Here is a 14,239-nt window from a genome sequence, read left to right on the forward strand (position 1 = left end):
TTTATCGAAGACCGAAAAGACAGCGCCCCATACGATCTAGGTGCGCTTCGGAGCAATCCGAAAAGAAATGGAAAAAGGTGCCAGGGAGGCGCCGATACCGTGAAAAGGGGACCATATGATCGATAACGGGAAATCACACGATGCAGCATTGAGCCGACGCACGTTTTTAGCGGGAGCGGGCGCCGTTGCAGGAATGGCAGCCCTCGCCGGCATTACCGGTTGCGCGCCCTCGACCGCCACCGAGAAAAACAGCGCAGCCGGTGAATCGACCGGATCGTACGCCTTCGCGAAAAGGCAATCGGACGTTGCCGACAGAGAACAGCTTTCTACCGACGTGCTGGTTGTCGGCGGCGGCGGCGCGGGCATCTGCGCCGCAATCAGCGCAGCCGAAAACGGCGCTCAGGTCATCCTGACCGAAAAGCTCAGCCAGCTCGGCGGCGCGACGATTCTATCCGGAGGCGCCATCCCCGTCGTTGGAACGAACCAGCAAGTCGAAGCAGGCGTGGAAGATAGCATCTTCGCGATGGCTACCGATATTTTGCGACCGACGAATTACACCGTCCGCCCCGATCTCGTGTACACCGTGGCCGAAAACGCCAAGGACCTCATCGAATGGACCGAAAAGAAGGGCGTTGTCTGGAACCTCGATGAAAGAGGGCGCTTCGGGCAAACCGCCCGCCGCATGCACATCGCCGAAGGCACCGGCGAGGGACTCGTCACCACCCTCATCGAGCATATGACGGCCCAGGATTCGATCACCCAGATGCTCTCCTTCGAAATCGAGGGCCTCGTGCTCGACGATGCCGACGCGGTTGTCGGCGCCTACGGAAAATACGACGGCAAAGACTACGCGATAACCGCCAAAAACACGGTGCTCGCCACGAGCGGATTTGCGAACAACCCTGAAATGATCGCACAGTACTGCCCCGAAACCGCAGATGCCGTAAAAGTCGTGGCCATCGGCGCAACGGGCGAAAGCCTTAAGTGGGCAGAAGAGCTCGGCGTCGAGCTGCAATGCATGGGAGCCTACCAAGGCCACGCGTTTCGCGGAGTGGACAGCAATACAACCGCAGGCCATCAGGCCCTCGCGACCAATGGAGCCATCATCGTCAACGCCAACGGCGAACGCTTCGTGAACGAGTACGGCGGCTACTCCGACCTGTCGCCCCATGTGCTCGCCCAGCCAGACCACATCGGATACATATGCTTCACCGACATCCAGGCAGCGAAAAGCAAAGAATTCCCCGAGCGCCAATCGGCCGGCTACGTTGCAACAGGTGCAACCGCCGCAGAGCTCGCCGATGCGCTCGGCATAGACGCCGCTGCGCTCGAGAAAACCTTCGAGGCCTACAAAGAGGGCATAGCGAAAGGCGAAGACAGCTTCAATCGATCCCACTTGCCCGAAAACTTCGATGGGCCCTACTACGCCATGAAGATTACCGGCGAAATACGCCACACGCAGGGCGGCATGCCGACCGATGTGGCAGGACACGTGATTCGTCCAGACGAGACCCTGATACCGGGGCTGTACGCCGCGGGCGGCTGCACCGAAGGTTTTTCCTGCCGCGCCGGATCGGTTTATTCGAGCGGCAACGGCTTGATCCAAGCGCTTCTCTTCGGAATGATCGCCGGGAAGAACGCGGCAACCGAAGACAAGGAAACGGCTCAACTTGCCGTCTGGGAGCAAGGCAAAACAAGCGAGTAGACCGAAAACCGCCGAGAGAGCGCCACAACGTCGGGAGCCGCGAACCAGCCGGCTCCCGACGGGGATTATCAGCAACGAAGGACTCGCACACCCATCCCCTACTCTGGGGGATATCCCAAATCCCCAGGTTTGCCCCCATCCCCCCTTCCTCTTCCATCGTAAAACAAAGAAGCTCGGTGCACTTACAGGGAGAAGCATCGGGCGTCTGATCAAACGATCGAAAGGGATGGAAATGAGTTTAGATCGAAGGAGCTTCATCAAAAGCGCAATAGTAACCGGCGGTCTTGCCGCCATGGCAGGGCTGACGGCATGCGCCGCCGAGCCGGGCAAGGAATCGGATGCCCAGCCTTCGACAACCGAGCAGACGGTCATCGAGCCGTCAGAAACCAAAGAATGCGACATCTGCGTCGTAGGCGCCGGTCTGTCGGGGCTCTCGGCATGCGTCCAGGCAGGCGAACTGGGGTTGAACGTCATCGCACTCGAATCGGGCGACGATGTCGGCGGCGGTGCGCGCATGGGCGTCGAGGGAACGTTCGGTCTCAATTCCGAAATGATGAAAACGGCAGGCGTCGAGGTCGACAGCCTGGCGATACTCAACGACGAGCTTTCGCAAGCGCAGCAACGAAGCGACGCGTTGCTGTGGAGGGAATTCTTCAATGTGGCAGGCGAAAACATCAATTGGCTCGTAAAGCAGGGCGTCGAGTTCAACGGTACGATCGACAACTACCATTCGGGTAAGTTCAACACGTTCCATTGGTACAAAGACGGCAAAGCCGCAGCAGGCTACGTGCCCGCAATGTCGGCTCGCACGAAAGAACTGGGAGTCGACGTCATCGTCAACACGACCGCCAAAAAGCTCATCGCCGACGAGAACGGAAAAGTCACCGGCGTCTATGCCCAGCAGAAAAACGGCGACTGGCTGCAGGTGAACGCAAAAGCCGTCATCCTTGCAAGCGGCGGCTTCGGATCGAACGCCGAGCTGGTTTCCCGCATCGGCTACGATCAGGATCGTCTGGGTTGCATGTTCGAAAACGCACAGGGCCACGGCTACCTTATGGCTATGGAAATGGGCGCTGTCGACACGATCCCCGGCTGCTGCGACCAGAACGCTCCCATGCTTGCCGGCGTTCCGCAAGGCCAGACCAACATGCTGTTCTGCTTGGAGCCGGAAATCCCCTGGATCAACGAGAACTGCGAGCGTTTCTACGCCGAAGACATCGTCGTCACCAACATGTCCTACTCCAATCCTCCCAAGTGGAACCAGAAAGACTACTTTATGATCTGGGACACGAAGATGCTCGAAGGCTACAGCTCCTGGGGCGTCGACTCGACGGGCGACTTCACGAGCCTCGTAGAAGCCGCCGTGGAAAACGACGACGGTTCGGTCTACCGCTGCGATACCATCCGCGAACTGGCCGAAGGCTACAACCTGGACGCTGACGCACTGGAGAAGTTCGTGGAGGACTACAACAGGATGTGCGCCGAGGGCACCGACGAACTTTTCGGAAAGAGCGCCGAGTACATGCAGCCCATCGAGAACGGCCCATTTTACATTGCGCGTCCCATCTGGGTTGTCTTCTGCGTGGTCGGCGGCATCGGAACGAACCACAACGCCCAGGTCGTCCGCGATCGCTTCGAGCCCGTCGATGGCTTGTACGCAATCGGAAACGACGGATGCATGCTCTACCGAAACATCTACACGATTGACACGCCGGGCACCTGCAGCGGCTGGGGCATCGCTTCGGGCAGAAAAGCCGTGAACCACGCGTTCGAAACCTATGTGAAGTAAACACCGAGCAACGGGTTGCGCCGAGCGTCTCTCCCGCCCAACCAACGCAGGTGCAACCCGACGATCGTCCAACAGCTGACGGCGCCAGATGCGGGCGCAAACGAGCTTACCGCTTGACGCCCGTACCGGATGCCGCCGCCACCAGGTCCAGGCACTCTTGGCGCGTATGCACGTTCATTTTCTTGAAGATATGCTTGTTGTGCGTGCGCACCGTGCTTTCCGAAACGTAGAGGATCTTCGCTATGGCGGGAATGTTTCGCCCGTTCGCCATAAGCTCGAGCACCTCCCGCTCCCGCTCCGTAAGCCCGTATTCTTGAGCAAGATTGGCGATCGCGGCGTTTTCGGAAGCAGTCTCTGCCTCGGCTTCTTCAAATCGGGTCTTACTGAACGGCAGCCTATCGACAAGCAGGGCAAGTAACAAAACGAATAGGCAGATAAACACCGACGCCATGTATTCGGAAAGGCCCGACTCGCTGTTCAAAGCATCGAGTGCGTAAAAGCCGAGCACGTTCAGCACGCAGACGAACCCCGCCAAAAGGCAATATGCAGCGACCGCTTTTCTCGCATCGCCTCTGCCGTAGTCGCGACATACAACCTGAAGGAGCAAAAGACCCGTCGTAAACGCCGTTGTGGAAGCGCCGAACGCGGCAAGATGGAGCGGATCGCTCGCGAGGGGAATGCCCAAGCAGAACAAACCTACGATGGGGATGAGACACAGAATCGTCTCTTCCGCGTTGACGCGGGCGCGGATGACGAACAACGCGAAGAACAAAACGACCCCCGCCAAAACGACGGAAACCATCTCGACGCTGCTGAGCAAAACGATGCCCTCTTCCCACAGCACCATCCGCGAGACGGATGACACGAATCCGAGTGCGCCGAGATACAGGATGAGCAGTCCCTTTTCGCTGATTATCTGCCAGACGAACCGCAAGTCGGCGCCCCAGGAAGGATGCGTTGGCGCAATGGCGTTCTCGCTCTTGGAAACTCCGAGCAGCAGGCTGAGGGACAGCACCGAAAGCACCAGGAACGCAGGCGCCGCAGAAGCATCGCCAATAAAGGCAACGCACAGAAAATGGATCAGCGCTGCGAGGATCGACGACGAGATGAGATAGATCCACAGGTCGTTCTTCTCAAGCCTAACCGCCTCGTTCACCCACGCAGTGAACAGTATCGCGCAGTAACATGCCAGCACGATCATGGACAAGACGGATACGAACAGCTCGCCCGAGAGCGCCCAACTTGCCACGAGCAATGCCGCGCCGACGAGAAACGACGCCACGGAAGCAACGAGCAACGAGCGGCTTGCATCCTTCTTGCTTCGCAGAACGAAAAAGCACATCGCTATCGTTGCGAGCGCAAAGGGAAGATACGTTGCCGCACGAAGCCATTCGTGCGAAAGCAAGTCGGCGGAAAACATCAGCGTCGGCTCGCGCAACGTAAACGAGTTGGCCGCGACGAAGAAAGAGTAGCCTATTATCAATCGAGCGTTTCTGTTCATTGGTGCATTATAGCCAATATACGCCCGCGCGGGCCAACTTGGCTCTAAACCCCGCCGAGAAGCGTCTACGGTCGCACTAGCCCAAATCCGACGCACCTCTAACCCGAACGGCTTTGACTCCCATTGGCTTTCCAGGGGGTTTCACTAGACGCGCGCCGCAAAACGAGCACGTGTCGGTGCTTGGATCATTGCTTTTTCCGCATTTCAAGCACGTCCCGAACGGACGGGCGAATGATTCTTTACCTGGACACTTGCCGCAATGTACGCACGACAATCCGCACATTGAAGCCCCCCTTCTCTTCTCTTTGCATTGGGCGGCTGCCACCTTCATGATGACAGCCGCCCAATCACGTACACTCTTTGCAGCTCAGCGATCTATTCCACTGCACTTGTCCAATTGCTAGTCGACCATCTCGGGTTTCTTGTAGACTTTAACCGCATAAATGATTCCGAAAACCACGAGAACAGCCCAAATCGGAAGCGAAGCCATCATGAAAGCATTAGGCCCAACGAACCCGAAAACGACCTGAATAAGAGCGAGAATCATCGAAAGGAAGAACCCAAAAAGGCGGCTCAGCCCGTTATAGATCCCGATCGCAGTCGGAGTGGCCGCAGCACCAGCGGTTTCCGAAATGGATGTGTTCACCTCCGCCATACCGGCACCGCACTGGGCGCCGATCAGCGCTGCCGCCACGTAAACAACCACCAACGAGGTCGTCATGCTTGCAACCACGTATCCGATAACGCCAAGGATGACAACGGCCAGCAACGACCACCGACCGAACAGAGAGCGAAGCTTAGCCCACACAAGGGAGATCAGCAAACCTGCAACCGCCGACACGGCGAGCGCTTGACCTGCTTCGACGGGACCACCGATACCCAAAGCGATAAGCTGCTGCGAAACTCCCAGGTTGAACGAACCTGCGATAAGCATGTACAGAAGAGCCATAACGATAACGAACCAGCACTGGCCCGAAAGCTTGACCTTCTGCTTTTTGCCGCTCTCTTTGACCTCGAGCTCCGATTTGCTCGGCATTCCGACGATCACCAGAATCATCGGAATCACAAAGATGCTCATGGCGATGAAGTTCAACCGCCAGTCGATGGCACCGAGATATCCCGCTGCGAAAGAATAGACGATCGAGCTCGCCTGCATAACCGCAACCGAAGCGGCAATCAAGCCAGCGCGCTGCGCCGGCGGGAAGTTCGCCACGATGCAGCTCGTGTTGCATCCGTAAACCAAACCGACACCGAACCCAGACAAGAACCGCATGATAACGAACAGCCAAAGGCCGCCTTGCGGGAATATGCCAGGCACGACATTGCATACCATGGTTATTGCGATACCCGCCACACCGAGCGTCTTGAGCGAAAACCTCTTGCTGGCAGGACCAAAAAGAAGGCCCATGATAAACGCCGACAACATCAAGGAAGTCTGAATGCATTGAACGAGCCAGTCGGGATATACCGCACCGGATGCGGCGAACGACTGCTGCATCGTGCCAAGCACCGGCATGATGAGGCCGGCGGTGTTCGTCAAAGGGGCAAACGACAAGCATGCTGCAACGAGAAGCCATTTCGGCGGGCTTTTCTTTGCGGGCTTGGCAACCGCCTCCGACGCTCCGCTGCTTTCGGAGCTTGTTTTTATATCTTTGGTTTCCATATCTCCTCCTATATAGTGAAGAACATTGGTTTTGCGCCTTAGCAAGCGCTCCATAAATCGAATACCAGGTCTTGCGACACCGCCTACCGCGCCGCAATCGATCAGAACATTGCGTAAGCGAGAGGAATGCCCACTACGGCGACCGCCGCAAACGTCGAGAACGCACAGATCAAAGCTTGCGGGACGATCTCTTTCGTCGTTATCCATTCCGTATTCGCCGCCAGAAGAGCTCCTGTGGGACTCGCACTCGGCATAAGCAGCCCTATGTCGGAGATGAAACCCAGAATTGCCGCCAGCGCAAGAGGGCTTGCGCCCACAGAGAGCGAGAGAGAAAACGACAAGGGCACGAGAACGGCACCGCAAACCGAGTTGTTTATTACATTGGTGATTATCAATCCGACAACCGCGATGCCGAGAGCAAGGGCGTACGGAGTAGCGCCGGCAAGCATGGGACTCAGCAGATTGAGCAGTGTCGCTGAAAGCCCGGCCTGCTCGGACGAAAGAGCCAAACCCAACGTTATCGCCGCCGCGATCATGAACACCATATCCCAATATATGCCCGCATTCGCCAGCTCTTTGAACGTAAAGAACGGTTTCCCTTCTCGGTCGCGCAGAAAGATCACCACTCCGATAACCAGCAGAATGCTTGCCGGAAGACCAAGCGTGGAGAACAGCGCTCGCACGGTATCGTTGGGTATGCAGCCCGGAACAACGGTTATCGCCAGCAAACCGACAAGCGACCACGCAGCAATCTTCTGCTTGGCATCGAGAGGATCGCGATGCCCCAGAGGCATTTCGAAACCCTTCAATTTACCCATGTCAGGACGAACGACGAAACGACACAGCAGCAGGTACACGCACATGATCGTTAATCCGAGAATCAGGGCGAAAATCAAGTACGTAAGGTAATCGTAGGAGGTGTATGCTCCGTCCGAAACAGCGAAGAGATACCCGAACGTCGCAACTACGCTGGTCTGAAACGGAAGCGTCATAACACCAACGCATGTCGAAAAAGCAACGCCGACCAGCATCATCTTGATCCATCGGTCGCCCTTCTCATACCCAACCTTTTCCGCTATGAGATAGACAAAATTCCAACAAATGATGATCGCCGCAAAAATAGCTCCCGTCATAGACGTGAAATACGCCGCAGCCATGATCGCAATCGTTATCGCCCACGGCCGCCCGCGCAGCAGCTTGAAAGACACTATCCTGTTAGCGATATGCTCACCGAGGCCAGAACTGATCATAATCGACGAATAAACCAGCATCCAAAGAATGATCTGGATCGTACCGTTGCCCATCGCCGATGCGAACACCGCGGTCACGTTGTCGAAGTAACCCGTAAATCCGAACAAGATCAGAGCAATCGCGCTCGACCAGATCATCTCCCCATGAAGCCAAGCATAAAAGGCGCCGATGAATATTCCCAGTATTTCCATTCCCATCGGAGTCATAGCCCCAATGGGCGGAATAAACCTGAACAGAACCATAATCGCGATAGAGATCGCTGCATTTCGTATATGCTTCGCATTCCCCATTGTGCGAACCGCCCCCTTCTACGAGATAGAGCAGATGGTTTCCGCGATGTCGAGCAATCACATGAAACCATATGCGCCACCCCGCCAACGTTCCAATTTAGAATCGTCGCATCGTTAAACGCCGGCCGACATCCCACCGATGCCGGCCTGATGGCGGCCAACCGAGCGCAGATTCCGCCAGCCAGCCGCCTTTCAGCTAAACAGAAAAGATTACCGAACGCGGATTATCCGTAAGCAAAGCACTCAATTCTTCGAAATCGCCAAACTTCATGCAGTTCGTCTGGCAATGATGTACGCAGGCGGGAAGCTTCCCTTTTTCCACGCGATCGGCGCACATGTCGCAAAGCTTCGTCGGCGTAGGCAAAAAGGTGAGTTCCCATTGCCCGTTGCGATTCTTGATGGGGCCGTACTGGGAAATCTTAATTCCCCACTCGCCTGCTTCGAGCTTCTTGTCTTGAGCGCAGGCCATCTCGCAAGCATGGCACCCGGTGCAGTACTCGTAGTTGATAAACAATCCCATTTTGCTCATCTTCCATCCTCCCTTCTACGCGTTCGCCGGCGGCTCGACGAGGCCGCGATACGTCAGCTCATGGAATCCGCCGTTTACAGTCTGCTGACCAGGCGTGATCCTGCTGTTCTCATCGGTGCATTTGTACACTTTGCAAAGTGTGCCGCGATACGGTGCGCCGAAACTGTACGCGCCTGGATTGCACTGCTCAACGAGATTGTTGATGTTCGATTCGAACACACCGTAGAACGAAGGCTCCTCAGGATCCTGTTCGGGGAACCACCAACCATGATCGGCCGACACACACCCTTCGAGCATTCCGTCGTTAACCCAGGCGCGCTGGCGGCAGCGGCCAATTCCGTTTTCGATCCATACCCATTCGTTGTTTTCGATTCCGTACTTCGCGGCATCTTTAGGGTTGATCTCGACGATGGGATCGGGGCGCGTAGCGCGCATATGGGGCTGATCGCGCTGCTCGGAGTGGAAGTATTCCCAGTTACGAGCACCAGTCGTCAACACAAGCGGATATTCCTCGAACAACTCCGGCGTCGAGTACGGGCTCTCGTCGGGTTCCTGGTAAGTCGGAACCGGCGAAAAGCCGAACTGAGCGAACAACGTGGAATACAGCTCGATTCGACCCGTCGGGGTGCCGAAGCCAACCGCGCCGTCGGGACGCAGCTTGCCGCTCTCGTGCTTCCCGTACTCGTACTCGGGCCACAGATATCCCGTGTCGTCCATCAGCTCGTGCCACGTAGAAGTCGGATGGTCGGCGCACGTGATGATGTACTCGAGCAAATCGACATCGTCGTTGATGTTCTTCTCCTTGAAGAACTCGGGATTCATGCGCTGACCGACCAGCACGCAGATCTCTTCGTCGGATTTGCACTCATAGTATTCCGAGATCTTTCGCGTCGCGCGAACAGGCGTGTACCACAGACGAAGCGTATTGCGCTCCCAGTTGAACGCGACGGGCAGGACCAGATCGGCAAGCGCCTGGATCGTCGGCGTCATATGGTAATCGCATACAACGGTGAACTCGACCTTCTTAAGCGCATTGTAAGCACGCGGTGCATCTGCAGACATGTTGGCGATAGGATTGGTGCCCGTCATCCAGCACATCGTCAGAGGATAGGGCTTGCCCGTTTCGAGGGTACGCAGGCACTCGTCACCCAGACCGACGGTCGTCATGCCGGCCTCGCGCATGGGATAGCCCTTGTAGCCGATGCGCTTCTCCATGGTTTCGGGCGCAATCTGCCCGTCGGTACTGCCGCCCGCATACGCCATGAGAACGCCAACGCCCCACGGGTCCGAAGCGATAACGTTGCTGCCGGGCTTTTCGTAGTTGCCGGTGATGGCAAGCATTCCGAACATCGCAAAGTACGCAGAAACGCCGTTGCGCTTGTGGTCGTTCGATACGGCAAAGGGGAAGGCGCACGGACCGTTGGTCGCGATGAGACGAGCGGCCCGACGAATGTCCTCGGCATCGCACCAGGCGATTTCCGCTGCGCGCTCGGGAGTCCACTCCGCACAAGCCGCAGCATACTCTTCGAAACCGTAGCACCAATACTCGACGAACTCGTGATCGTAAAGGCCCTCTTCGATGATGACAGTATTCATGGCCATGGCAACCGCGCCGTCGGCAGCGGGGCGAATCGGGATGTAGACCTCAGCGCGCGATGCAAGCCAGTTGACGCGAGGGTCGACCACTACCAGCTTCGAGCCGCCTTTCTGCATGCAGTCGGTAATCCATGCGCCGAAGAAAGCGTCTGCGTTGGAGATGAGAGGATTAGACCCCCAGATCAGAATCGTACCAGGGAATTCATACTGAGGATGATCGTAGCGTGATTCGTTGAACTGACCCATATCGGGCTCAGGCAGACCGCCCATGATCGCGCCCGTTGATGCAGAACGAGGAAGGGCACACGAATCGCCCGAGAAAAGCGAGCAGAACACATTGGGGCTGCGAAACGCATTGCGCACCACCCACGGCATATGGAAGCACACGTTGCGGCCTGTGCCTACGAAACCGAAAACTGTTTCAGGACCGTACTTGCCGGTAAGCTCGTTGTACTTCTCTTCAATGAGATCGAGCGCTTCGTCCCAGCTGATCCGCTCCCATTTATCCTTACCGCGATCCTCCTTGGCACGCTTCATGGGATACTTCAGGCGACCTTCGCCGTAAGCCGCTTCGGTCAAATTCAAGCAACGTGCGCAAAGCCTACCGTTGTTGTAAGGGAACAGCGGATCCCCTTCTGCGTGGTCAAGCTTTCCATCTTTCATATAGTAAAGAATGCCGCAACTGTTGTGGCATCCAGGAGGAGTGAACTGGAAGCTACGGCAAACCGTGAACTCATCTTCCTCCCATTGAAGCTCGCCCTTATGGTAGAGCTCCTCAAGTGATTTCCTCTCCAATGCGATCTTCTCCTCTCTGAGTGTACGCCCGGAAGCCTTTCGGTTTCGCGAGCACCTGTTGATGAAGGCTGCGCAAGCCAGATGAAAAACGAAGTCGAAAACGCTGCCAAACCACTCGCCGACTTCTCGACCCACCTTTCATGGGAGGTATTTTAGAGAGCGCCACTACGCTACGTGGCCTTATTTTCTCCACTATGAATACGGTTTCATTGGGCGAAAATACAATGAGCCTTACAGGTAGTTCCGATGAATGAGATAGTCACGAACCTCGTACCAATGCTCGGGCTTGACGAGGTAGTAGAGATACGAATCTACGATGTCGTACCGGGCGAGGCCGCGCCCGACTATTTTGAAATGCTCGATGTTGAGATCCTTGGAATAGCGGGACGCGTCTTCGTTTCGCAAAAAGGCGTCACCGTACAAAAGCCCTTGCAGGAACCCATACGCCTGAGGCGATGCCTCGTGCTTGCATGTAAATCCTGAAGGCCTTCCCTTCACCTGATCTTCGCTTGTTTTGGAGTAATGAACCTTCCTGAACGGACAGCGCAGCATGCAATATTCGTTCACCATCACCTCGATCTTATCGGGGCGCGAAAGCTCACGAATGAATCCTTCGTCCTTCGTCAGATTGTAGCTCAAAACCACTCTATCAAACCCTGCGAGCTCTTGCTCGATCGCCTCTTTGCTTTCGATTTCCTTAGTGGTCGAAGAAACGCGGATTAGCTGCGGATGATTGCTTTTGACGTACGCGTTAACCTCATTCGAGAAAATGATCACCCCGTTGCGTACCGGCGAGGATGCTGCAAGAGCCTCGGCTATCTGTCGACTATACGCATCGTCTTCGATTGCGGCAGCATCGACATATTGATTGGTAAACGTGGCGTTGCATCCGACACCGAGTTCATTATACATGCTGATCAAATTACGAATTTTTCCGATATCGGACAACGGTCCGAAATTGTTTCTACCACCGCACCACCGACTTCCGGAAAAGCCTCCGTATACGCTTTCGATCGCAACGTCGTCGAAAAAAATATCCCGGGCATCGCGGTAAAACGAAAGAAACAGAAGGTTTATCTCCGAAAACTCGGTCATTCCGGGCAAAGTAACTTTTTTCATGAGACCGCCTCGCACTCGAACCTGGGCTTTCGGGCGATTATGGCATCACCAGCAACGAGACGATCCCCCATTTTCCCTCATAAGAAAAGCTTTTTATTGTAGATTTGCACAACGAAAACCCCCTCATCGATGCTCCCGTGGAGCCGCCTGCAAGCAATGCAACGACGATCTGAATTCAGCAGACTGAAGCGCTCTCAAGCGATAGCAAGCGAGAAGCCTCTCGCGCGTATGGTGCCTGTCCAGGTCGAACCCGAATCTTCGCTCAATGCTCTTTATGCGGTACAACACGTTGTTTCGATGCATATTGAGCGCCGTCGCAGTGGGAGTGGCCTTTCTCTCGCATGCCAAGAACCTGTAGAGAAGTACCAGATCCGAAACATCGGAATCAACTGTCGAAGCAATGAGCTCGTCTATCTTCGAATTGACTAAGCAAAACGAGAGCAGATCGTCGTCTATGCGCACGCTCTCGTCTTCGAGACAGATGCAGAATGCCTCTTCGAAGCAAAACGAACTCTTCTCGCTCTCTCCATCGAAAGGATTTCGGAAAGCTCTTATGCAACGACGGTATTTCTCTACAAGCTTCGTCTGTCGATAGGCAAGAGGCAGATCGAAAAGAGATTCGAACTGATCGGATAAAAACGTACGGCATCCATAGCGGTGGTTGAACGATTCGAACTCTTGTGCCAAATCGTACGTTGCCCTGCCTTCGCAAAACTCTGTTGTAAAGAGAAGCACCGTTCGATCTTCGTAATCGAAAACGAGCGCAGAGGGAAACTTGACCCGCAGCTTAGAGATCAGGTAATGCGGCTGATCCGTATAATCGCCCCAACTGCGATTGACGCAAGCAACGCAAAAGCATCCGCGCGTTTCGACGCCCACGTTGGACATCTGATTGGATACGTAATCCCGATTGCAGAGGGGATCGCGTAGAAGCTTCAACAGAACGGAACTGCCTGGACTGAATAGCTTGGTATCCCTTTTCTCAGCATGTTCAACCAGCCGTTTGCACATGCCCGTAAACAACGCGAACATGTCTTCGAGTCCTGGCGTATAGGGCTTGCTGCTGCACACCAATACGATATGACCCCAGTATTTTCCCTCAAGACGAATAATATCGGTCATGAACCGAAACGGCACACGTTCGGTGGGACCGAGAACGTCGATGCCCTTCTGCTCGCGCCAATCGGAGAGGAATCCGTGCTCTTGAGCCTGCTCCATAACAAACGGCCCATGAAACCCAAGCTGAATAAGCTCTCGACTATAGGCATCGGGCGGAGCGGTATTCTTGGTGTACGCAACCAAACCGTATGTCGCGTCGGAAATGTCGAGAAACGTACCCAGTATCGCCTCGCTAACATCAACCATCTCTTGCAACGTACCCCGACGATCGATTATCCCCATGAGCCTTTCTATCCAAAACCCATACCTGAAAAGCATGAGCTGGATACGGGACTGCACTTCCATAAGCGAAATATTTCTCTCCTTATGGACAAGAACGAGCAGTCTTTTAACCACCTGAGAATCGAGCGCCTCAAGCGCGGATCTTTCCCTGTCTCCCTTTTTGAGCACCAAAATGCCGATCGCATAGGGGTTCGCTCTCATTTCCTGCTCGACATTATCGAGTCGGAGCAGATAAAGCAACGTCGATTGCTTTTCCGCCGAAACGACCGCGCCCATAAGCTCGTCCTGATCATCGGCTATCGGGACGGAGCACCAAGTGATGCGGCGACGCATGTCGGCTGGCTGAGATACAACTTCGAAGTCCGCCAGAAAATCGACAAGCGCATTTATCGTAGGAGCTGTAACCGGACTGAAAAGGTTGGTGTAGTCGATTCCCATTCTCTCTTCCCCCAAAAAGTCGAAGCGACTATCCGACGGCATTTGAAATTCGGACGGATAAAACTCCGCTATCATTCTAATCTCCAATGGGGAACAGGGCTACGTCTTTTTCAAGCTCGCTTACGTGCGCCTACGAAAACCACAACGCGCCCGCCGCATAAA

Annotated in this window: 9 protein-coding genes; 2 read left to right on the plus strand and 7 right to left on the minus strand. The window is 55.3% G+C overall.

The window, feature by feature from the left end; translation table 11 throughout:
* Window positions 1–115: 115 nt before the first annotated feature.
* The gene (locus tag C1719_RS15240) at window positions 116–1,705 is read left to right on the plus strand and encodes an FAD-dependent oxidoreductase (protein ID WP_245874567.1); all 1,590 of its coding nucleotides are present in this window, start codon (window positions 116–118) and stop codon (window positions 1,703–1,705) included.
* A 232-nt stretch (window positions 1,706–1,937) separates the two neighbouring features.
* Window positions 1,938–3,494, plus strand: a complete 1,557-nt coding sequence (locus tag C1719_RS15245; protein ID WP_180963657.1) for an FAD-dependent oxidoreductase — start codon at window positions 1,938–1,940, stop codon at window positions 3,492–3,494.
* A 106-nt stretch (window positions 3,495–3,600) separates the two neighbouring features.
* Here C1719_RS15245 and C1719_RS15250 read toward each other — a convergent pair whose 3' ends face one another.
* The 7 genes from C1719_RS15250 to C1719_RS15920 all read right to left on the minus strand — a co-directional run bounded on the left by C1719_RS15250 (window position 3,601) and on the right by C1719_RS15920 (window position 14,077).
* Window positions 3,601–4,977, minus strand: coding sequence for a response regulator transcription factor (locus C1719_RS15250; RefSeq protein ID WP_180963658.1), 1,377 nt, complete (start codon window positions 4,975–4,977; stop codon window positions 3,601–3,603).
* Window positions 4,978–5,395: 418 nt separating this feature from the next.
* Window positions 5,396–6,658, minus strand: a complete 1,263-nt coding sequence (locus C1719_RS15255; RefSeq protein WP_180963659.1) for an MFS transporter — start codon at window positions 6,656–6,658, stop codon at window positions 5,396–5,398.
* 101 nt (window positions 6,659–6,759) lie between these two features.
* Complete coding sequence (locus tag C1719_RS15260; RefSeq protein ID WP_146007924.1) at window positions 6,760–8,106, minus strand: SLC13 family permease; 1,347 nt, start codon at window positions 8,104–8,106, stop codon at window positions 6,760–6,762.
* Window positions 8,107–8,395: 289 nt separating this feature from the next.
* Complete coding sequence (locus C1719_RS15265) at window positions 8,396–8,728, minus strand: 4Fe-4S dicluster domain-containing protein (protein WP_102375874.1); 333 nt, start codon at window positions 8,726–8,728, stop codon at window positions 8,396–8,398.
* A 15-nt stretch (window positions 8,729–8,743) separates the two neighbouring features.
* Window positions 8,744–11,119, minus strand: a complete 2,376-nt coding sequence (locus C1719_RS15270) for a molybdopterin-dependent oxidoreductase (protein ID WP_102375875.1) — start codon at window positions 11,117–11,119, stop codon at window positions 8,744–8,746.
* A gap of 231 nt (window positions 11,120–11,350) precedes the next feature.
* A complete protein-coding gene (locus C1719_RS15275; RefSeq protein WP_146007925.1) occupies window positions 11,351–12,238 on the minus strand; it encodes a hypothetical protein in 888 nt (295 codons plus the stop codon).
* A gap of 123 nt (window positions 12,239–12,361) precedes the next feature.
* The gene (locus tag C1719_RS15920; RefSeq protein ID WP_219717886.1) at window positions 12,362–14,077 is read right to left on the minus strand and encodes a helix-turn-helix domain-containing protein; all 1,716 of its coding nucleotides are present in this window, start codon (window positions 14,075–14,077) and stop codon (window positions 12,362–12,364) included.
* Window positions 14,078–14,239: the final 162 nt, after the last annotated feature.

Origin of the sequence: Raoultibacter massiliensis, from assembly GCF_900199545.1 — a bacterium.
Classification (GTDB): domain Bacteria; phylum Actinomycetota; class Coriobacteriia; order Coriobacteriales; family Eggerthellaceae; genus Raoultibacter; species Raoultibacter massiliensis.